This is a genomic window from Aidingimonas lacisalsi (assembly GCF_008079445.1).
Classification (GTDB): Bacteria; Pseudomonadota; Gammaproteobacteria; order Pseudomonadales; family Halomonadaceae; genus Aidingimonas; species Aidingimonas lacisalsi.
On the sequence record NZ_VRYH01000003.1, the window covers coordinates 434,902 to 454,551 of the forward strand.

At 58.8% G+C, this 19,650-nt stretch carries 16 protein-coding genes; 14 read left to right on the forward strand and 2 right to left on the reverse strand.

Annotated features, from left to right (window positions below; genetic code table 11):
• Nucleotides 1–97: 97 nt before the first annotated feature.
• Entirely contained in the window at nucleotides 98–1,498 is a 1,401-nt protein-coding gene (locus tag FVV99_RS08270) for an L-serine ammonia-lyase (protein WP_148253560.1), read from the forward strand.
• 119 nt (nucleotides 1,499–1,617) lie between these two features.
• On the opposite strand, the gene FVV99_RS08275 is transcribed toward FVV99_RS08270, so the two are convergent.
• Nucleotides 1,618–2,520, reverse strand: a complete 903-nt coding sequence (locus FVV99_RS08275) for a LysR family transcriptional regulator (protein WP_148253561.1) — start codon at nucleotides 2,518–2,520, stop codon at nucleotides 1,618–1,620.
• Nucleotides 2,521–2,709: 189 nt separating this feature from the next.
• Here FVV99_RS08275 and FVV99_RS08280 point away from each other — a divergent pair, with 189 nt between their 5' ends.
• The 11 genes from FVV99_RS08280 (at nucleotide 2,710) to etfB (ending at nucleotide 15,973) form a co-directional block, all read left to right on the forward strand.
• The gene (locus FVV99_RS08280; protein WP_148253562.1) at nucleotides 2,710–3,819 is read left to right on the forward strand and encodes an S-(hydroxymethyl)glutathione dehydrogenase/class III alcohol dehydrogenase; all 1,110 of its coding nucleotides are present in this window, start codon (nucleotides 2,710–2,712) and stop codon (nucleotides 3,817–3,819) included.
• A gap of 18 nt (nucleotides 3,820–3,837) precedes the next feature.
• Entirely contained in the window at nucleotides 3,838–4,689 is an 852-nt protein-coding gene (gene fghA, locus FVV99_RS08285) for an S-formylglutathione hydrolase (RefSeq protein ID WP_148253563.1), read from the forward strand.
• Nucleotides 4,690–5,047: 358 nt separating this feature from the next.
• The gene (gbdR, locus tag FVV99_RS08290) at nucleotides 5,048–6,166 is read left to right on the forward strand and encodes a choline metabolism transcriptional regulator GbdR (protein WP_148253564.1); all 1,119 of its coding nucleotides are present in this window, start codon (nucleotides 5,048–5,050) and stop codon (nucleotides 6,164–6,166) included.
• 133 nt (nucleotides 6,167–6,299) lie between these two features.
• The gene (mtgA, locus tag FVV99_RS08295; RefSeq protein ID WP_148253565.1) at nucleotides 6,300–7,001 is read left to right on the forward strand and encodes a monofunctional biosynthetic peptidoglycan transglycosylase; all 702 of its coding nucleotides are present in this window, start codon (nucleotides 6,300–6,302) and stop codon (nucleotides 6,999–7,001) included.
• Between the two features lie 80 nt (nucleotides 7,002–7,081).
• Nucleotides 7,082–8,014, forward strand: coding sequence for a Gfo/Idh/MocA family protein (locus FVV99_RS08300; protein ID WP_148253566.1), 933 nt, complete (start codon nucleotides 7,082–7,084; stop codon nucleotides 8,012–8,014).
• 170 nt (nucleotides 8,015–8,184) lie between these two features.
• Nucleotides 8,185–9,162 (forward strand): dipeptidase, encoded by a 978-nt coding sequence (locus FVV99_RS08305; protein ID WP_148253567.1) that lies wholly within the window; start codon nucleotides 8,185–8,187, stop codon nucleotides 9,160–9,162.
• A 69-nt stretch (nucleotides 9,163–9,231) separates the two neighbouring features.
• Nucleotides 9,232–9,780 carry a 4-vinyl reductase gene (locus tag FVV99_RS08310; RefSeq protein WP_148253568.1) on the forward strand — a complete coding sequence of 183 codons (549 nt, stop codon included), beginning with the start codon at nucleotides 9,232–9,234 and terminating at the stop codon, nucleotides 9,778–9,780.
• A 12-nt stretch (nucleotides 9,781–9,792) separates the two neighbouring features.
• Nucleotides 9,793–11,853: a dimethylglycine demethylation protein DgcA gene (dgcA, locus tag FVV99_RS08315; RefSeq protein ID WP_148253569.1), complete on the forward strand. Its 2,061-nt coding sequence runs from the start codon at nucleotides 9,793–9,795 to the stop codon at nucleotides 11,851–11,853.
• A 16-nt stretch (nucleotides 11,854–11,869) separates the two neighbouring features.
• Nucleotides 11,870–13,879 carry a (Fe-S)-binding protein gene (locus FVV99_RS08320; protein ID WP_148253570.1) on the forward strand — a complete coding sequence of 670 codons (2,010 nt, stop codon included), beginning with the start codon at nucleotides 11,870–11,872 and terminating at the stop codon, nucleotides 13,877–13,879.
• On the forward strand, nucleotides 13,876–15,156 hold the full coding sequence (gene etfA, locus FVV99_RS08325) for an electron transfer flavoprotein subunit alpha (RefSeq protein ID WP_148253571.1): 1,281 nt from the start codon (nucleotides 13,876–13,878) through the stop codon (nucleotides 15,154–15,156). Before FVV99_RS08320 ends, etfA begins: the two co-directional genes overlap by 4 nt.
• The gene (gene etfB, locus FVV99_RS08330) at nucleotides 15,146–15,973 is read left to right on the forward strand and encodes an electron transfer flavoprotein subunit beta (protein ID WP_148253572.1); all 828 of its coding nucleotides are present in this window, start codon (nucleotides 15,146–15,148) and stop codon (nucleotides 15,971–15,973) included. The genes etfA and etfB overlap by 11 nt, the downstream gene beginning before the upstream one ends.
• A gap of 100 nt (nucleotides 15,974–16,073) precedes the next feature.
• On the opposite strand, the gene FVV99_RS08335 is transcribed toward etfB, so the two are convergent.
• Nucleotides 16,074–16,871, reverse strand: a complete 798-nt coding sequence (locus FVV99_RS08335; RefSeq protein ID WP_148253573.1) for an EAL domain-containing protein — start codon at nucleotides 16,869–16,871, stop codon at nucleotides 16,074–16,076.
• Nucleotides 16,872–17,155: 284 nt separating this feature from the next.
• Here FVV99_RS08335 and FVV99_RS08340 point away from each other — a divergent pair, with 284 nt between their 5' ends.
• On the forward strand, nucleotides 17,156–17,557 hold the full coding sequence (locus FVV99_RS08340) for a DUF4168 domain-containing protein (RefSeq protein WP_148253574.1): 402 nt from the start codon (nucleotides 17,156–17,158) through the stop codon (nucleotides 17,555–17,557).
• 179 nt (nucleotides 17,558–17,736) lie between these two features.
• On the forward strand, nucleotides 17,737–19,647 hold the full coding sequence (locus FVV99_RS08345; protein WP_148253575.1) for a DUF294 nucleotidyltransferase-like domain-containing protein: 1,911 nt from the start codon (nucleotides 17,737–17,739) through the stop codon (nucleotides 19,645–19,647).
• Nucleotides 19,648–19,650: the final 3 nt, after the last annotated feature.

The following is a 19,650-nucleotide window of genomic DNA, read 5'->3' on the forward strand; positions in this document are numbered from 1 at the left end:
TCCCCGACGATACATCATGTCATCGCTTGATAGCGAGTTTAGTGAAATTGATGTGATAGCTACCAACCGCCACGCTACCGTGATGAGGCGAACGACAATGGCCATTAGTGTATTCGACTTGTTCAAGATTGGAGTGGGGCCGTCCAGTTCTCATACCGTAGGCCCCATGCAAGCGGCCCATGACTTTGTCGAGACATTGCGACAGCAGCAGTCGCTGGAGCGCGTGGCGCGTATCGAAGTGCAATTGTATGGCTCGTTGTCCGCCACGGGGGTTGGTCATGGCACGGATCGTGCCGTGATCATGGGGCTGATGGGGGAGTGTCCTGCTCATATTGACCCTACCGTCATGTCGCCTCGTATCGAGGCGTTGCTGGCGACCAATACGTTATGGCTCGATAACCGGGTGGCCGTTCCGTTCCAGTGGGCCAATGACATGCAATGGCATGACGAAAACCTTCCACATCACCCCAACGCATTACGATTGATCGCTCACGGGTATGATCGCCCCCTATATCACAATACCTACTATTCGATCGGCGGTGGTTTCGTGGTCGATGAAGGCCAGGCCCAGGCAGGTAGTTTGGACACCGATGAGACGTGCTTGCCTTACGATTTCAACTCGGCTGCCGAATTGTTGGCCTTGTGTCGGATGCATGACATGCGCATCAGCGAACTGATGCTTGAAAACGAAAAGGCCTGGCGCGATGAAGCCGATATTCGCCAGGCATTGTGGCGTATCTGGGAAGCCATGCAGGCGTGTGTGAACACGGGAATCGAGACCGAGGGCGTGTTACCGGGTGGCTTGAACGTCAAGCGTCGTGCTGCTGCCTTGCATCGCCGCCTGATAGCGATGGAAGACAGTACCAGCCTGATTGCATCGACGTTTTCGGCGATGGACTGGGTCAACGTCTTCGCGTTGGCGGTCAACGAAGAGAATGCTGCAGGAGGACGGATGGTCACTGCTCCCACTAACGGAGCGGCCGGTATCGTGCCTGCGGTATTGCACTACTACATGAAGTTCCAAACCGGGGCGACTGAGCGAGATGTCGTGGATTTTCTGCTGACCGCGGGTGCCGTCGGTATTCTATGCAAGAAGAACGCATCGATTTCCGGTGCCGAAGTCGGCTGCCAGGGCGAAGTAGGGTCGGCCTGTGCCATGGCGGGCGCCGGGCTCACCGTGGTGAAGGGGGGCTCGGGTGCACAGGTGGAGGATGGAGTTGGCGACGGCGAGAATGCTGCTGAGATCGGACTGGAGCACAACCTGGGGCTGACTTGCGATCCGGTGGGGGGGCTGGTGCAGGTGCCTTGTATAGAGCGTAATGCCATTGCCTCCGTGAAAGCCATCAATGCGGCGCAAATGGCTCTGCGTGGAGATGGAGAGCACTTCATCTCCCTCGACAAGGCGATCCGTACCATGCGCGATACCGGTGCTGACATGCAGGACAAGTACAAGGAAACCTCGCGAGGTGGGCTGGCAGTCAACGCGATTGAGTGCTGATTCCCGCGACGGGATCCGAAGCCGCATGGGCAAGCACGGACATCGTACCAATGAACCTTGGCGCGCTACGCCATCGACGTCTACCGGTCTGAACGCCTCTCGGGCAGTTGCCGCCGATGTCATACGGGCTGTCGACGTTGCGATGGCAGGCTATCGGCCAGGTGTTCGACCAGGAAGTCGACGAACAGTCTGACCTTGGGTGAGAGATGGCGATGTCGTGGATAGACGGCCCATACGGCGGTGTCCTTGTAGACGTAGTCGTCCAGTACGGAAATGAGATTGCCGTTACGGATGTGTTCCTCGACGTAATAGTCGGGCAACTGGGCCAGCCCGAGACCCTTGAGTGCCGCATCCAGGAGCGCTGGACCGGAGTTCGCTTGCCAACGTCCGTCGATACGGATCTCGCGCCGCACGCCCTCGACATCGAACAGCCAGCTGTCCCGGGTACCGACCAGGCAGCGGTGATGACTCAATTCGGCCAGACTGTGAGGGCGTGAGACCTGTTCGAAGTATGCCTTCGAGCCGACGACGTACTCGTGCCGACCGCATAGCCGCCGAGCAATCAGCGTCGAATCCTTCAAGACCCCCATGCGAATCGCGAGATCGTATCCTTCGTCGATCAATTCCACCTGACGGTTGGTAAAGTGCATGTGAGTTTCAAGTTGGGGATGCTGACAGAGAAAATCATTGACCAGGGGAGCGATATAGCGCTCTCCGAAGGTCGTTGCTGAGGTCAGGCGCAGTACACCGCGTGGTCGTGCCTGGAAATCGCTGATGGCTTCTTCGGCCTCGTGGAGACCGTCCAGGAGATGGCGGCAGTACTGATAGTACAGAGCGCCAGCATCGGTCAGACGGATCTGGCGTGTCGTGCGATAAAGCAACTGGGTGCCGAGCTGATTTTCGAGTTGCCCGACCAGACGACTGACGTGTGAAGTGGATACCCTGAGCTGTCGAGCTGCCGCGGAAAATGTTCCCAGCCGCACGACTTCGACGAAAGCTTCGCTACGATCCCAGCGGCGCATGTCTCGATCTCCGGTGAAGGCATGAATGCATTGTTGTTGTATGGCAACGATTATATGACTGATTGACGGTTTCTCCCATGGTTCTGGCTCACCTAGACTGAAACAGGGTGACCGGCATGGGAGGCGTCCGTCGTTCTACTCTGCTGGCCTTCCATCGAATCCGCATATCAAGAAGAGGGTGCATCCACGATGAAATCACGTGCTGCGATTGCCTGGGAAGCCGGCAAGCCGCTGGAACTGGCCGAGATCGACGTTCAGGGCCCGAAAGCCGGCGAAGTCATGGTACGCATGGCCGCAACCAGTGTCTGCCATACCGACGCATTCACCCTCTCGGGGGCCGATCCTGAAGGGCTGTTCCCGTCGGTACTGGGCCACGAGGGGGCCGGTGTCGTGCAAGAAGTGGGCGAGGGAGTCAGTTCCCTATCGCCTGGTGACCATGTCATTCCGTTGTATACGGCGGAGTGCGGTCAGTGCAAGTTCTGCCGTTCGGGCAAGACCAATCTGTGTAGCTCCGTACGTGCCACACAGGGCAAAGGCGTGATGCCGGATGGGACGTCACGCTTCTCGCTCGATGGCAAACCGCTACATCACTACATGGGGTGTTCCACGTTCAGCGAATACACCGTGCTGCCCGAGGTGTCTCTGGCAAAGGTTTCGAAAGAAGCGCCGATGGACAAGATCTGTCTGCTGGGATGTGGTGTTACGACAGGCATCGGTGCCGTTCTCAACACTGCCAAGGTGGAGTCGGGAGCGACTGTGGCGGTCTTCGGGCTGGGAGCCATTGGCCTGGCAGTGATTCAGGGCGCCAAGATGGCCGGTGCGGAGCGGATCATCGCGATCGATGTCAATCCCGACAAGTTCGATCTCGCAGGCCAGTTCGGGGCGACAGACTTCGTCAACCCCAAGGAGTACAGCGATTCGATCCAACAGGTGATCGTCGATTTGACCGACGGGGGGGTCGATTACTCCTTCGAGTGTATCGGCAACGTCAATGTCATGCGGTCAGCGTTGGAGTGCTGCCACAAGGGATGGGGAGAGTCCATCATCATCGGCGTGGCAGGAGCCGGCGAAGAAATTTCCACGCGGCCGTTTCAACTGGTGACTGGCCGGGTCTGGAAAGGCTCCGCGTTCGGTGGCGTCAAGGGGCGTAGTGAGCTACCGGGATACGTGGAGCGATACATGAACGGTGAAATCAAGATTGACGAATTCATCACTCACGATATGCCGTTCGAGCAGATCAACGAGGCTTTCGAGTTGCTCCACGCCGGCAAGAGTATCCGAACGGTGTTGCATTATTAATCAAGGGAAGGGGTGATCATGACCATGTCGGAATCGCTGGAACTAGTGTCTGCCAACAAGAGTTTCGGCGGCTGGTTGAAGCGTTACAAGCATCGTTCTCGGGCGCTGGATTGCGAGATGGTATTCTCGATCTACCTGCCACCCCAGGCGGAAAGCGAGAAAGTTCCGCTGATGTGGTGGCTATCGGGACTCACGTGTACTGACGAAAACTTCATGCAGAAAGCGGGCGCGCATCGCGTTGCTGCGGAGTTGGGTGTCGCAATCGTCTGTCCTGACACCAGCCCCCGAGGACTGGATCTTCCGGGAGAGCACGATAGTTACGATTTCGGTTCCGGAGCCGGGTTCTACGTCAATGCCACTCAGGCTCCCTGGTCGGCACACTATCGCATGTACGACTATGTCGCCGAGGAGTTGCCCTCCGTGGTACGTCAGCACTTTCCAGTCAATGGCCGGGAGTCGATCAGCGGCCATTCGATGGGGGGCCACGGCGCCTTGATCATGGCGCTTAGACGGCCGGGCCACTATGCGGCGGTATCGGCCTTCGCACCGGTCGTCAACCCGACAGTCGTACCTTGGGGGAAAAAGGCGTTCAGTCAGTATCTGGGTGAGGACCCGTCTGCCTGGACCCAATATGACGCCTGTGAACTGGTCGCCAAGGGGGCGTCACGACAGGCGCTCTTCATCGATCAGGGCGAAGCGGATAACTTCCTCGAGGAACAGCTGCGGCCCGAGCGTCTGGAAACCGTCTGTGCCGAGCACGATCATCCTCTGACTCTGCGTCGCCAGCCGGGCTATGACCATAGCTATTTCTTCATTGCGACCTTTATCGAGGATCACTTGCGCTACCATGCCGAGCGATTGCACAAGTGACCGGGGTCACATCGGCAAACGCAGAGAGCAACGATGAAGCGCCGGGTTTTCTCGGCGCTTTTTTCATGCCAGGCCGTTCATCAACGCATATATGCCATTTGGCGATATGGCGACTGTGGCATGTCTAATTGCGACATCATTGTCGGAATCCAATGCATTCTGGCTTATCGATAGGCAAATTTGTCATGTCAAAACACGACACACGCATTACATTGCCAGCAAGCCCTGTCGGGTTACGGCGTAGGCCGTTGTCAACGCTGTCGTACACAACTGGGTTTGCTGAACCATAATGACAAGAGTGGGGTTGCGGCATGCGTGCCGTTGACCGACGCAGGTCAACCGTGCAGGAGAGTGTACCATGGCAAATGTCTCTCAACGGCCCCAGGATTCCACTGCGCCTCAGACGCTGGGATTCCTGTTGCTGGATAATTTCACCCTGATTTCCCTGGCATCTGCCATCGAACCCTTGCGAATGGCCAACCAGCTCGCTGGGCGAGAGCTGTATCGTTGGTACACCATAAGCCTCGAAGGCGCGTCGGTTGGAGCCAGCGATGGTTTGCAGGTGACGCCGGATGCATCGACCACGACACCCTTGAAACTGGATATGGTGATCGTGTGTGGCGGTGTCGGTCCTCATCGTAGTGTCCAGCGCGAGCATATCGCCTGGTTGCAGTCACAAGCCAAGCAGTTGCGACGCCTTGGTTCGGTATGCACGGGGAGTTGGGCGCTGGCCAAGGCGGGGTTACTGGATGGATTCGAGACCAGTATCCATTGGGAGTGTCTGGCTGCCATGCAGGAAGCTTTCCCAGGTGTGGCTCTGACGACACGACTATTCTCCATCGACCGCGATCGGGCGACGGCATCGGGCGGTACGGCGCCGCTCGACATGATGCTCAACCTGATTGGTCATGACCATGGTCGTGAGTTGGCGGCAGGCATTTCCGAAATGTTCATCTACGACCGGGTACGTAGTGAACAGGACCAGCAGCGGGTGCCCTTGAAACACGTACTGGGAACCACCCAACCCAAGCTTCTGGAGATCGTGGCGTTGATGGAGGCCAATCTGGAAGAGCCGATCGGCCTGCACGAGCTGGCGCATTATGTCGATGTATCGCGGCGTCAGCTCGAGCGTCTGTTTCAAAAATACTTGCATTGCTCACCGTCACGCTATTACCTCAAGTTGCGTCTGACTCGGGCGCGCCAGTTGCTGAAGCAGACGCCGATGTCGATCATCGAGGTGGCTTCGGCGTGTGGTTTCGTTTCGACACCGCACTTCTCCAAATGCTATCGGGAGTATTTCGGTATTCCTCCCCGTGATGAGCGTTTGGGAATCGGTTCGGGACGTACGACGAACCAACGATCGCTGCTGACGCCGCCGTCGAGCCAGATCGAGGCGTCGGCAGAACCAATGTCGCGAGCCTTGCTGGCGCTGAACCAGGCCCAGGGAGAGCCGACTTACGCGAGCGTCCCTTTGTAGAGAGCGGTTAGCCCGATGGGATGACTAGCTGAGTCACTCAGCGTTGATGCCGCGCTCAGGTAACTGAGCGCGGCATTGTTATACTAGGGCGGGGTCAAGCTTGGGTCGCCGGGAAACGCAGGACAGAACATTCATGATTCAGGGGTGGCTACGTAAGGGAACACGCATCTTGCTCATGGCAGCAGTCGGTTTCGTCGTCCTGTCACTGGTACTGGTGTTGCTGTTCCGAGTCGTGCCGGTATTCGGCTCAATGGTCATGGCTGAACGCAAAGTTCAAGCCTGGATGGCCGGCGAGACGCTGGCGATCGAGCAGCAGTGGCGACCCTGGCCACGACTGTCCGACCATGCGAAGTTGGCCGTCATCGCGGCTGAAGACCAGCGCTTCTCGGCGCATAATGGTTTCGATTTCGAGCAGATTCGCAAGGCCTGGGAAGCCAGCCGGAACGGCGGCCGGTTACGCGGTGCCAGTACCATTTCCCAACAGACGGCAAAGAATCTGTTCCTATGGTCGGGGCGAAGCTGGTTGCGCAAAGGGCTTGAGGCCTGGTTCGCGTTGTTGATTGAAGTCATATGGCCCAAACAACGTATCCTGGAGGTCTATCTCAACATTGCTGAGTGGGATCAGGGAGTGTTTGGCCTCGAAGCCGCCGCCCAGCACTATTTCAATGTCCCGGCAGAGGCACTGAGCGAAGTCCAGGCCAGCCGGCTGGCTGCCATTCTGCCGAATCCGCGTGGCTGGGATGCCGTGCAGGCCGTTCCTCATGTAGAGCGTCGCAGTCTGTGGATTCGCCAGCAGATGCGCAACCTGGGTCGTGGTTATCTCGATCGATTGTAAACGTGAGCCATGGCATGACGGCTTGGCGATAATCGATCGGGACGCTAAGCTGATTTTTTCGATGAATCAGGTCCTTGTTTATGCAACCCATCAATATTGCACTCGTAGGCTTTGGCAAGATCGCGCAGGATCAACACTTACCCGCCATTCAGGCAGATCCCAACTACCGGTTGGTGGCTATCGCCGATCCCCATTCAGCCTTGAGCGGTATCCCTAACTTTCCCTCGCTGGAGGCCCTGCTCGATAATCTGCCCGAACTCGACGCGATCGCGTTGTGCACGCCTCCTCAGATGCGCCATTACCAGGCATGTCAGGCGCTGGCAGCAGGCAAGCATGTGATGTTGGAAAAACCGCCAGGTGCCACCCTCAGTGAAGTCGAAGATATCAAGACCCGTGCCATTCGAGCGCAACGGTCCCTCTTTGCCAGTTGGCATTCACGCTATGCGCCGGCTGTTGGACGGGCAGCGTCCTGGTTAGCCGAGCATCGTGTCGAGCGTGTCGAGATCGAATGGAAAGAAGATGTTCGCTACTGGCATCCAGGGCAGACCTGGCTCTGGGAACCTGGTGGCATGGGGGTGTTCGATCCTGGCATCAATGCATTATCGATCGCTACAGCAATCCTTCCTCGTCCCTTTTTCTTGCGGGAAGCGTCTCTGTCGATTCCCGAAAACTGCCAAACGCCGATTGCAGCCAGCCTGAGCTTTGGAGATGCAAGTGGGACGCCGATCCAGGCCGATTTCGATTTCCTGCAAACCGGGCCTCAGACCTGGGATATACATGCCGATACGTCGGGCGGTCGTATGACGCTGGCACAAGGTGGCAGCCAGCTATCGATCGATGGCGACCTCAAGTATGAGGGAGAAGAGCGTGAATATCCGGGGCTTTATGAGCGCTTCGCTGAATTGATTCGCACTGGCCGGAGCGACGTCGATGTCACCCCGTTGCGTCATGTCGCCGACAGTTTTCTCAACGGCCGCCGCCGGCTCGTGGCGCCCTTCTCCGACCACGGATAACGGCATTTCCAGAGGCATCGCCAGTCATCCATGGCGTCCCTCATCGTATTAGTGACGAGGGTGACGCTTTTGGAATTTTGACGGTCGCATCCAGGCGTCGAAGTGAGCAGGTGGCGGGCTATGCTGCCGACAAGAAAGACAGTTTATGTCAGCTTGTTGGAGCCCGACTCATGACCCCTGCCGAATTGCACGACGATGCCATCGTCATCGATGGCCTGATCATCGCCAAGTGGAACCGAGAACTGCTCGAGGATATGCGTCGCGGTGGTTTGACCGCCGCCAATTGCACCGTCTCGGTATGGGAAGGTTTTCAGGCCACAGTCGATAACATCGTTGCCACCAATGCACTGATGACCGAGTGCAGCGACCTGGTGCGCCCCGTCCATACGACCGCCGACATCACGCGTGCCAAGGAAGAGGGCAAGACCGGCATTATCTACGGCTTTCAGAATGCCCATGCCTTCGAAGACCAGATCGGGTACGTCGAGATATTCAAGCGTCTCGGCGTGGGTATCGTGCAGATGTGCTACAACACCCAGAACCTGGTGGGCACCGGCTGTTATGAACGTGATGGCGGCCTCTCTGGTTTCGGACGCGAGATCGTCGCCGAGATGAACCGCGTCGGCATCATGTGCGACCTCTCGCATGTCGGCGCCAGGACCTCCGAAGAAGTGATCCTCGAATCGCGCAAGCCCGTCTGCTATTCCCACTGCCTGCCGGCCGGACTAAAAGAGCATCCACGCAACAAGAGTGACGATGAGCTGCGCTTTATCGCCGAGCACGGTGGGTTCGTCGGCGTGACCATGTTCACTCCTTTCCTGCGTGCGGGTGTCGACGCCACGGTCGATGACTATGTCGAAGCGATCGAGTACATCATGAACATCGTCGGCGAAGACGCCATCGGTGTCGGCACCGATTTCACCCAGGGGCAGGATCAGGCGTTCTTCGAGTGGCTGACACACGACAAGGGCTATGCCCGTCGTCTGACCAATTTCGGCACGATCATCAATCCCGACGGCATTCGTACCATCGGCGAATTTCCCAACCTGACCGAGGCGCTTCTCAAGCGCGGACTGAGCGAACGGCAGGTTTGCAAGATCATGGGAGAAAACTGGATGCGTGTTTTGCAAGACGTCTGGGGTGCCTGAGCCATATTTCGAGAAGGCTGCCAGCGGACGTTCCGCTGACGAGAGCAACAATGATAGAGGAATACGACCGTGACAAAGATGGCTCCCGAATTGCCGATCGAGGTGGACAGCGAGACCGGCGTGTGGACCACCGATGCGTTGCCGATGCTGTATGTGCCGCGGCATTTCTTCGTCAATAACCATGTCGCCGTGGAGGAAGCGCTGGGGGTCGAGGCGTATGCCGACATTCTCTATCGCGCCGGCTACAAGAGTGCCTGGCACTGGTGCGAGAAAGAGGCCGAATTGCATGGGTTGGAAGGCAAGGCCGTCTTCGAGCACTACATGAAACGTCTGTCTCAGCGTGGCTGGGGGACGTTCACGACCGACTCGATCGACATCGCGGCCGGGAGCGCGCGGGTTCGTCTGGAACACAGTGCGTTCGTCTATCAACTGGGCAAGGTGGGGCGCAAGGTCGATTACATGTTCACAGGCTGGTTTGCCGGGGCGATGGATCAGATTCTCGCCGCTCGTGGGAGTGATCTGCGTACCGTGGCCGAGCAGACCCAGAGCGCCGCCGAAGAAGGCTGTGAAGTGGGCTATTTCACCGTGACGCCGCGTTCATCCGAGCAGCAGGGCTGAGGACCGACCACCATGGCATTCGATGCACTTTTCCAACCGATCGAGATCGGCAATCTCACTATCCGTAATCGGGTCGTGAGCACGGCTCACGCCGAGGTACATGCCACTGATGGCGGCATGACCACTGAGCGTTATGTCAAATACTACGAGGAGAAGGCCAAAGGAGGCTGTGGGCTATGCATCTGTGGGGGCTCCTCACCGGTGTCGATCGACAGCCCCCAACCCTGGTGGAGTTCCGTGAACCTGACCACGGATCGGATCATTCCCCATTTTCGGAATCTCTCCGAGGCGGTGCATCGTCACGGTGGCAAGATCATGATCCAGATCACCCACATGGGGCGCCGCTCACGCTGGGATGGATTCGACTGGCCGGCACTGCTGTCGCCGTCCGGTATCCGCGAACCTGTCCACCGCTCGACCTGCAAGACGATCGAGGAGGAGGATATCTGGCGTATCGTCGGCGATTTCGCCCAGGCGGCGCGTCGGGCCAAGGAAGGCGGTCTCGATGGAGTCGAGCTCTCATGCGTGCATCAGCACCTGATCGACCAGTTCTGGAGCCCTCGGGTCAATAAACGTACCGATGAGTGGGGTGGCTCTTTCGAGGGGCGTATGCGCTTCGGCATGGAAGTCCTCAAGGCGGTACGTGCCGAGGTCGGTGATGATTTCGTCGTGGGCATGCGTATCTGCGGTGACGAATTCCATCCGGATGGCCTGAACCACGAGGACATGAAACAGATCGCGGCCTATTACGATGCCACCGGTCAGGTCGATTTCTTCGGTGTGGTGGGGTCCGGGTGCGATACCCACGATACGCTGGCCAATGTCATTCCCAACATGTCCTATCCACCGGAACCCTTCCTCCATCTGGCAGCGGGCATCAAGGAAGTGGTCAATGCTCCGGTCATCCATGCCCAGAACATCAAGGACCCGAATCAGGCGGAGCGCATTCTCGAGGGCGGCTACGTCGACCTGGTGGGCATGACGCGGGCGCATATCGCCGACCCGCACCTGATTGCCAAGATCAAGATGGGCCAGGTCGACCGGATCAAGCAGTGCGTCGGGGCCAACTACTGTATCGACCGTCAGTATCAGGGGCTGGATGTCCTGTGTATCCAGAACGCCGCTACCTCGCGTGAGTATCTGGGACTCCCGCATCAGATCGAGGCGAGTGACGGTCCGCAGCGTCGTGTCGTGGTCGTTGGTGGCGGGCCCGGCGGCATGGAAGCCGCGCGTGTCGCTGCAGAGCGAGGGCATACGGTCACGTTGATCGAAGCCCAGGAACAACTCGGTGGCCAAATCACACTGGCGGCCAAGGCGCCGCAGCGTGATCAGATCGCGGGCATCACGCGCTGGTATCAACTCGAATTGTCTCGACTGGGCATCGACTTGCGCCTGGGGACTCACGCCGATGAAGCCACCATCCACGATCTGCGTCCGGACATCGTCGTGCTGGCCACGGGAGGGACCCCCTTTCTGTCGCACAATCCCGAATGGGGAGCCGATGAGGGGCTGGTCGTCAGTACCTGGGACATCCTCTCCGGAACGGTTGCGCCAGGCAATAACGTCCTGATCTTCGATGCGATCTGCGAGTTCGCCGGTGTGTCCGCGGCGGATTATCTGGCCGAGAAAGGGGCGCAGGTCGAGATCGTCACCGATGATATCAAGCCGGGCGCGGCCGTCGGGGGGACCACCTTCCCGACCTATTACCGCAGCCTCTATGAGAAAGACGTGATCATGACCTCCGACCTGTCCATGCACAAGGTCTATCGCGAGGGCGAGTCGCTGGTGGCGGTGCTAGAAAATGAATACACCGGCGCCCAGGAGGAGCGCGTGGTGGATCAGATCGTGGTCGAAAACGGCGTCCGGCCGGATGAAGCGCTCTACTACTCATTGAAGTCGCAATCACGTAACCGCGGTCAGCTCGATCTGGAGGCGCTGTATGCCATCAAGCCGCAGCCCTGGTTGAGTGAGGAGGGCGAGGGTTTTCTGCTGTTCCGGTTAGGAGATTGCACGGCTCCGCGGAATACTCATGCCGCCATCTATGACGCGCTAAGGATTTGCAAGGATTTCTGACGCGAGGAGAGCCGAGATGCTCGACACCCTCTTGCCCATACTGATCTTCGTTGCTTTGGCGCTGGCCGCTATCGGTGCCTGGCGGCGTATCCGGCTTTGGCGTCAAGGATGTCCGTCGCCCGTACCGTTTTTCCGGGGCCTGGCTGCCGTACCGCGACGTTATCTGGTGGATCTTCACCATGTCGTCGCTCGCGACAAGGTGATGTCCAATACGCACGTTGCCACTGCCGGCGGCTTCGTGCTGGCAGCGGTCCTGATGATCCTGGTGCATGGCCTGAACCTGGCGGAAGGTATACTCGGTTGGCCGTTGCTTGCCGCCAGTGCTGTGATGTTCGGTGGCAGCCTGTTCGTCATGCGGCGACGCCGTCGCCCGCCAGCTCGATTGTCGCGTGGCCCCTGGATGCGTCTGCCATGGAGCCTGATGGCGTTCTCCCTGGGCGTTTTCCTGATCACCCTGCCGACGGTCGGCGTGCTGCCCGAGGATATCGGCAGTTGGGTGCTGGCGCTGCTCCTGGCTACCGTGGTGGCCTGGGGACTGGGCGAGATGTTCCTGGGCATGACCTGGGGAGGCCCTATGAAACATGCTTTTGCCGGCGCGTTGCATCTGGCGTTTCATCGTCGTCCCGAGCGTTTCTCTTCACGCCATGGTGGTGAAGGCCGTTCGACCGGCCTCAAGGCCCTGAACCTGGATGATGACCAGGCGCCGCTGGGTGTCGAGACGCCCAGTGACTTTACCTGGAACCAACTGCTTGGCTTCGACGCCTGTGTCCAGTGCGGCCGTTGCGAGGCGGTGTGTCCTGCGTTTGCCGCCGGGCAGCCGCTCAATCCCAAGAAGCTGATCCAGGACATGGTGGTAGGCATGGCTGGTGGCAGCGATGCCCACTATGCCGGCAGCCCCTATCCGGACAAACCGGTCGGCGAGCATCATGGCGACCCGCAGGGGCCGATTGTTGCCCGTGAGGGCAGGGCACTGCTCAATGCCGAGACACTGTGGTCGTGCACGACTTGCCGCGCCTGTGTCGAAGAGTGCCCGATGATGATCGAACACGTGGATGCAATCGTCGACATGCGTCGGTTCCTGACACTCGAGCGGGGCGATACCCCCAACAAGGGAGCGGAAGTCCTCGACAATCTGATCGCTACCGACAACCCTGGCGGCTTCGATCCTGGTTCGCGCATGCACTGGGCGGCCGATCTTGATTTGCCGCTCATGCGCGATGTCGAACAGGCGGAGGTATTGCTGTGGCTCGGTGACGGGGTTTTCGACATGCGCAATCAGCGTACGTTGCGTGCCCTCGTCAAGGTACTGCGTGCCGCCGGGGTGGATTTTGCCGTACTCGGGGACGAGGAGCGCGACAGTGGCGATGTCGCCAGACGACTGGGCGATGAGGCAACGTTTCAGTCCCTGGCCAGGCGCAATATCGCCACGCTCGCCCATTATCGATTCCAGCGTATCGTCACCTGCGATCCACACAGCTTCCATGTACTCCGCAATGAGTATGGCGAGTTGGGCGGCCATTATGAGGTCTTCCATCACAGTACCTATATTGCTGAACTCCACGAGGCCGGCCGCTTGCATTTCACCCCCTGGAAGGGAGGAACGGTTACCTATCACGACCCCTGTTACCTGGGGCGTTACAACGGCGAGTACGAGGCGCCGCGCAACGTGCTCAAGGCGCTGGGAATCGAGGTGGCGGAAATGGGCCGCTCCGGCTATCGGTCGCGTTGCTGCGGCGGCGGTGGTGGCGCTGCAATCACCGATATTCCCGGCAAGCAGCGCATACCCGATATGCGCATGAAGGATGTCAGGGAAACGGGTGCGGAGCTGGTGGCCGTCGGTTGTCCGCAGTGCACCGCGATGCTGGAGGGCGTTGTGGATACTCCCGCGGAGGTGCGTGATATCGCTGAATTCGCCGCCGACGCTGTGACGCACGAGGACACCTCGGCCGCTGACGGCCCGTCCCGAGGCGGTCATGGCGATGATGCGTCCCCGACAGCGTCCACCCGCAAGGAGGTCATGTCATGACGATTCCACGTCGCGATCCTCGCCGTGAACGGATTGCCCGCAATCGTTGCCATCCCGAGCATGATGTCGTGTTGACCGAACAGGAGCACGATGGAGCATCGGCCGCGGAGTGGACCGGCCCCAACGGCTTGCGCCGTCGTGATCCGCGCCAGGTCGGCTTCATCGGCCCCAATGGCATCAAACGCATCGATCGCAGTGGTGCCCAGCAATCGGCAACGCTGGGGACACGCGCGACACGGACAACGGCAGCGGCAGCAACAAAGCGTCATGTCGAGATCGAGTCACCGGCCTTCATGGTCGCCGTCGTGCCGGACATGGCCGGTGGTCGACTGTCCTCCCACGACCGGGACCTGTTGGGCCTGGCACGTCAGTTGGCGGATGCCGATGGGAACTCACCGGGGGCCGTGCTGGCTATTGTGATGGGCCCCCACAAGGAGTCGCAATGGGGGGATGCCGGTGTCGATCGTTTGATGGCATTCGAGGACAGCGCGTTCGATGGCTATTCGCCTGAAGCCCGTCTGGCGGCACTGGAAGCCGTGGAGCGTGAGATGGCGCCACGCTACTGGCTGCTTCCCGACGCCAGTACCGGTGGGGCGGATCTCGGCAGGCGCCTGGCGGCGCGTCTGGGTGAGCGTCCCGCAACAGGGGTGTGGTCAATCGAGCCAACCAGCGGCACCTCGACGGGCTGGCAGTGCACGGCTCGAGGCGGGGCCGGAAGTCTGGATATCCAGCGTCCGCTGGCGCGGATCGTCCTGGCCGTGGAAGAGTGCGCCGAGCCGGTCGATGAAACACGCCATGCTGCCAGGCCGCTGGCACTTTCCCAGCCGCTGCCGCGACTGCTGGGACGCATCGACGATCAGGGACGGGTGCCGGTCGATCCTGCCGGTATTGCGCTGGCCGAAGCGGAATTCATTCTCTCGGCCGGTAACGGTGTCAAGGACTGGGAGGGATTCCATCATGCGGCCCGGGTGCTGGGAGCGACCGAGGGCGCGTCGCGCGTGGTGGTGGATGATGGATTCATGGCGCGCGATCGTCAGGTCGGCGCCACAGGCACCTGGGTGACGGCGCGTGTGTATGTGGCAGTGGGGATTTCCGGAGCCATACAGCACCTTCAGGGTATCCAGCGTTGCGACAAGGTGGTGGCCATCAACAAGGATCCCGATTGCGACATGATCAAACGGGCGGATCTCTCGGTCATCGGTGATGCTGGTGACATTCTGTCAGCACTGGTGGCCAGAGTCGAACAAGAGCGTGAGGAGCAGCGTGATGCCGCATGAACCGATCACGACACTCCCGCTGACGGTCGCCGTGCTGCTGTCGGTGGGGCGTCATCCCGTCACGGGACGTGCCCGCCGTGCGGACCAGGATGCCCGTGGCCTCGAACTGGCACTGTCCATGGCGGCAGCCCGCATCGAGCTGGTACATGCAGGGCCATTCGATGACGCCTGCGAAGTCTCCATGCGCGGCTATCTCGGCATGTCGGCAGGACATGCCGGCTCCGGTGCCGACAGCGTGACACTGGTTGATCAACCATCCCAGGCCGATGTCGTTCCTGCGCTTTGTCGCACGCTCTCCGAGTCATTGGCCCCTCAACTGGTGATTGCCGGCGAGCGCGCTGAACAGGGGGAAGGCTCCGGCATGCTGCCCTATCAACTCAGTGAGTCATTGGGATGGCCTCTCGTCGGTGGCATTGTCGCAGTCGAAGGCGTCGAAGAGGGCGTGGCGACCTTGCTGCAGGCGCTTCCCAGGGGGCAGCGACGGCGTTTAAGCGTGCGACTGCCGGTCATCGTCATGGTCAACGCCACCGCCATGGCCCCTCGTCAGAGCGCGTTCGGCCCTGCTCGTCGAGGGACATTGGCGGTTGTTGAACAACCTGCCGTTCACGACGCGGCGCAGGACGAATGGCGCGTACAACCGGCGCGCAAGCGCCCCAAGCGGCTCAAGATCGTCAAGGCGACGTCGGCGCGCGAGCGGTTCAAGGCAGCGGCGGCCAAGAGCGATGGCGGTGGTGGCCAGATAATGAAGGATGTGTCCCCGGACGAGGCAGCCGCGGCCATCCATAAGTTGCTCAAGGAGGAAGATGTGCTGCGTTAACCCAACTGAGGACCGATGTCCTTGATTCCATGCTTGTCATGATCCCGGAGCCGGATGACGCGGAAGGGGAACGGCAAGTCATGCGAGATCGAGGTGCCAATCAATCCGGGCCTTGTTGGTCTGCCTGGCGGCGGATATCGAGCAACGGTTCACTTAGCCTCGTCTGACACAACGATTGCAAAGCCGGTCGAGCATAGTAAAAGCCTTGTTGATGGTGAATGCCATGACTGACCAACCAAATGGCTTCCTCACGGGTTTCGACTCCCTCGGCAATCAACTGGATATCGAGTTCATTGGCGAGGCTCGTGAGTGCTCGCAAGATAGCTTGGCGACGTCGATCAGCGTGGCAACTCATGACGAGGGCCCGGTCTATCTTGAGCTTATCCGGCCTCAGGTCGGTGAGTAGGTCGAGGTTGGCGAACCCATTGCCGAAGTCGTCGATGGCCGTGGTGAATCCCATGCCACGGTAGGTGTCGACGATATTGCGCATATGCTGTCGATCTTCGACCAGTTCCGTCTCGGTGATCTCGAAGACGATGCGCTCGGTGGGCCATCCGACTCTCTCGCACGCTTGCAATGTCGCCTGGATGCAGGCTTGTGGCTCGTAGACGGCATTGGGGAGAAAGTTGATGGACAAGCGCTCTTGCATCATCAACTGACTGGCCAATTCGATCGCTTTGACTCGGCACGCCTGGTCGAAACGATACAACATCTCGTCGGTGACCTGAGAGATCACACTGTAGGCGGATTCTCCATCCCGCCCGCGGACCAAGGCCTCATAACTGATAATGGTCGCCGTCTGGACGTCCACGATCGGCTGGAAGGCCATGGTGAAATCGAAGGGAAGCGGCGTATCGCAACGGCCGCATGAATCATTGACTCGTGCGCAGTGACCCATGGTCTTACCTGAGTGGGTTGTATGTCGGGAATGGTGGGTTGCCGGGTAATGGCAATCGCTAAACGTCAGGTTAAAAAAGATCGTTGTTCGACCTTATCATGAGTTATCGGCCGTCACGGTAGTTTCTTGAGTCGGCGCTCCGCAGTCATCGTGGCGACGATATGCGAATGTAACAAATGTTTACTATTAGTTTCTTAAAATTACACAAAAAGTTTGAACCCATCGCTATGGGTGTCGTCACATGTGTGCACACACACAGCAAGACCGCTTGGAGGTATTTTTTCATGCAACGGATGACTGCCCTGTTTTCTGCAGCTCTGCTTTCAGCTGGTGTCATGAGCGCTTCTTCTGCCATGGCGCAAGAAGACACGACCCAACAGGATCCTTCTGCAACTCAACAGGACCCCGCCGCTGCTGCCTCTGCTCAAGACTTTTCCGATGAAGAGCTGCAGATGTTTGCCGATGCATCCCAGGAAATTGCTGTGGTGTCGCAAGACTACACTGAGCAATTGCAGGAAGCGGAAGACGAGTCCGCACAACAGGAAATTCGGATGGAAGCCAATGACAAGATGGTAGAGATCGTCGAAGACAGTGGTCTGGATGTCGATACCTTCAATGCCATTGGTCAGGCTATCCAACAGGATCCTGAAATGATGGAGCGCGTACAGGGCATGGCCGAAGAATAAGCGATGTTGCGCGCTAGACTGTCGATTCATTGATCGACACGTCCATGTGACCGAGGGCCACCCATTGGGTGGCCCTCAGCGCGTCTGAGAAGGGGAAGCCTTGAGTTGCGGAGATGCTCGATGCTTTACAGGCATCGGCATGCCTATCAAACTTTCATATCCAGAAAGAGGATAGGGCAATGGACGTCGAACTCCTTGATATTCGTGAGCACATGGCGCGTTTCCCGCCCTTCGATGGGCTGTCGGACGAGCTGCTCGATGACGTGGCGCAGCACGTCGAAGTCGCCTACTTCGAAGCCGGGAGAGACATCCTCGGTTATGATCAGGAAGTGCATGACCTGCATTATATCCGCCAAGGTGCCGTAGAAATTCACCGGCGTAATGGTGAACTCTACAACCGGCTCGGAGAAGGTGACATCTTCGGCCAGTTCAGCCTGTTGCGGAATCACCGCGTTCGCTACCCTGCCAAGTCGATCGAAGACACGCTGATCTATTTCATACCCGAGAGTGTGTTCCACCGACTATGTGAAGCCGATGATCAGTTTGCCGATTTCGTCGAACTGGGGCGGGCACGCCTGAAAGCGGTCGTCGAAGAGCAGCACAACAGCAATGACACCATGATTACCCGGGTGCGGCGACTCATCACCCGTACCCCCGTCATGATCGAATCGTCGCTATCGGCACAGGATGCCGCTCGGTGCATGAATGAAGAGAACGTGTCTGCGGTTCTCGTGGTCGCCCCACCCGATGATGATCCTCAGCGAACCTTTATCGACCGTGAGGGGCAACCAAAGCGGTTGGTCGGTATCCTCACCGATCTCGATTTTCGCAACCGGGTCATCGCAGAGGGGCGGTCCGCCGAGATTCCGGTAGGCGATGTCGTTACGGAGACATTGATCAGCATCCAGTCGGATGAGTCAGTCCACGAAGCGATGCTGTGCATGTTACGTAACAATGTGCACCATTTGCCTGTGCTGCATCGCCGACGTCCGCTCGGTCTGCTCCACCTGTCGGACATTATTCGCTACGAGACGCACAGCAGCCTGTATCTGGTCAGCAATATCTTCAACCAGACCAGCGTCAAAGGGCTTGCCGATCTTGAACCCGAAGTCAGAACGACCTTCGTGCGCATGGTCGAGGCGGGCGCGAACTCACAGATGGTAGGTAGTGCGCTGTCGACGATCGGCCGCAGCTTTACCCGACGTTTACTGGAGTTGGCGGAAGAAGCGCTTGGGCCGCCGCCCGTGCCTTACTGTTTCATGGTGATGGGGTCGATGGCGCGCAATGATCAGACGATCGTCAGCGATCAGGACAACGCTCTGGTACTGGACGATAGCTATGATCCTGAACGTCACGGCGATTATTTCGCCGAATTGGCGAAACGGGTCTGCGATGGTCTGGATGCCTGTGGATACCCTTACTGCAAGGGGGACATCATGGCCACCAATTCACGTTGGCGGCAGCCGCTTGCGGTGTGGAAACGCTACTTCAGTGACTGGATCGATCACCCGAATCCGGAACATCTCCTGCACAGTTCCATCTTCTTCGATCTGGACAGTGTGTATGGTGAAGAGACGTTCGCCGAACAGCTCCAGGATCTCGTCGCGGACAAGGCCGCCGAGAGCCCTGCGTTCCTGGCCGCGATGGCACGCAATGCTCTGAATCGGACGCCGCCATTGGGATTTTTCCGGACCTTCGTCATGGAAAAGGATGGCAAACACAACAACTCGATCAATCTCAAGCGCCGCGGAACGGCTCCGACCATTGATTTGATTCGAGTGCATGCGTTGGCCTGTGGGTCACGCGCTCAGAATCCGTTCGATCGCCTTGATGATATTGCCAAGACATCGTTGCTGCCTTCCGGGACCGGAGACAAGATACGTTATGCTCTGGAGTTCATCGCCATAGTCAGGATTCGGCACCAGGTGTTCGATATCGAGGAGGAGCGCACACCCGACAATAACATCGAGCCACGCAAGGTATCCGATACCGAGCGCCACAACTTGAAGGATGCTTTTCAGGTGCTGAGCAATGCCCAGAAATTCCTGAAGTTTCGCTATCCCATGCCCGCTATGTCGCGTACACGATGATCT

Excerpts from the sequence above, each read along its gene's own strand:
- FVV99_RS08270 (WP_148253560.1), top strand. The coding sequence starts at position 98 with ATGGCCATTAGTGTATTCGACTTGTTCAAGATTGGAGTGGGGCCGTCC.
- FVV99_RS08275 (WP_148253561.1), bottom strand. The coding sequence starts at position 2,520 with ATGCGCCGCTGGGATCGTAGCGAAGCTTTCGTCGAAGTCGTGCGGCTG.
- FVV99_RS08280 (WP_148253562.1), top strand. The coding sequence starts at position 2,710 with ATGAAATCACGTGCTGCGATTGCCTGGGAAGCCGGCAAGCCGCTGGAA.
- fghA (WP_148253563.1), top strand. The coding sequence starts at position 3,838 with ATGACCATGTCGGAATCGCTGGAACTAGTGTCTGCCAACAAGAGTTTC.
- gbdR (WP_148253564.1), top strand. The coding sequence starts at position 5,048 with ATGGCAAATGTCTCTCAACGGCCCCAGGATTCCACTGCGCCTCAGACG.
- mtgA (WP_148253565.1), top strand. The coding sequence starts at position 6,300 with ATGATTCAGGGGTGGCTACGTAAGGGAACACGCATCTTGCTCATGGCA.
- FVV99_RS08300 (WP_148253566.1), top strand. The coding sequence starts at position 7,082 with ATGCAACCCATCAATATTGCACTCGTAGGCTTTGGCAAGATCGCGCAG.
- FVV99_RS08305 (WP_148253567.1), top strand. The coding sequence starts at position 8,185 with ATGACCCCTGCCGAATTGCACGACGATGCCATCGTCATCGATGGCCTG.
- dgcA (WP_148253569.1), top strand. The coding sequence starts at position 9,793 with ATGGCATTCGATGCACTTTTCCAACCGATCGAGATCGGCAATCTCACT.
- FVV99_RS08320 (WP_148253570.1), top strand. The coding sequence starts at position 11,870 with ATGCTCGACACCCTCTTGCCCATACTGATCTTCGTTGCTTTGGCGCTG.
- etfA (WP_148253571.1), top strand. The coding sequence starts at position 13,876 with ATGACGATTCCACGTCGCGATCCTCGCCGTGAACGGATTGCCCGCAAT.
- etfB (WP_148253572.1), top strand. The coding sequence starts at position 15,146 with ATGCCGCATGAACCGATCACGACACTCCCGCTGACGGTCGCCGTGCTG.
- FVV99_RS08335 (WP_148253573.1), bottom strand. The coding sequence starts at position 16,871 with ATGGGTCACTGCGCACGAGTCAATGATTCATGCGGCCGTTGCGATACG.
- FVV99_RS08340 (WP_148253574.1), top strand. The coding sequence starts at position 17,156 with ATGCAACGGATGACTGCCCTGTTTTCTGCAGCTCTGCTTTCAGCTGGT.
- FVV99_RS08345 (WP_148253575.1), top strand. The coding sequence starts at position 17,737 with ATGGACGTCGAACTCCTTGATATTCGTGAGCACATGGCGCGTTTCCCG.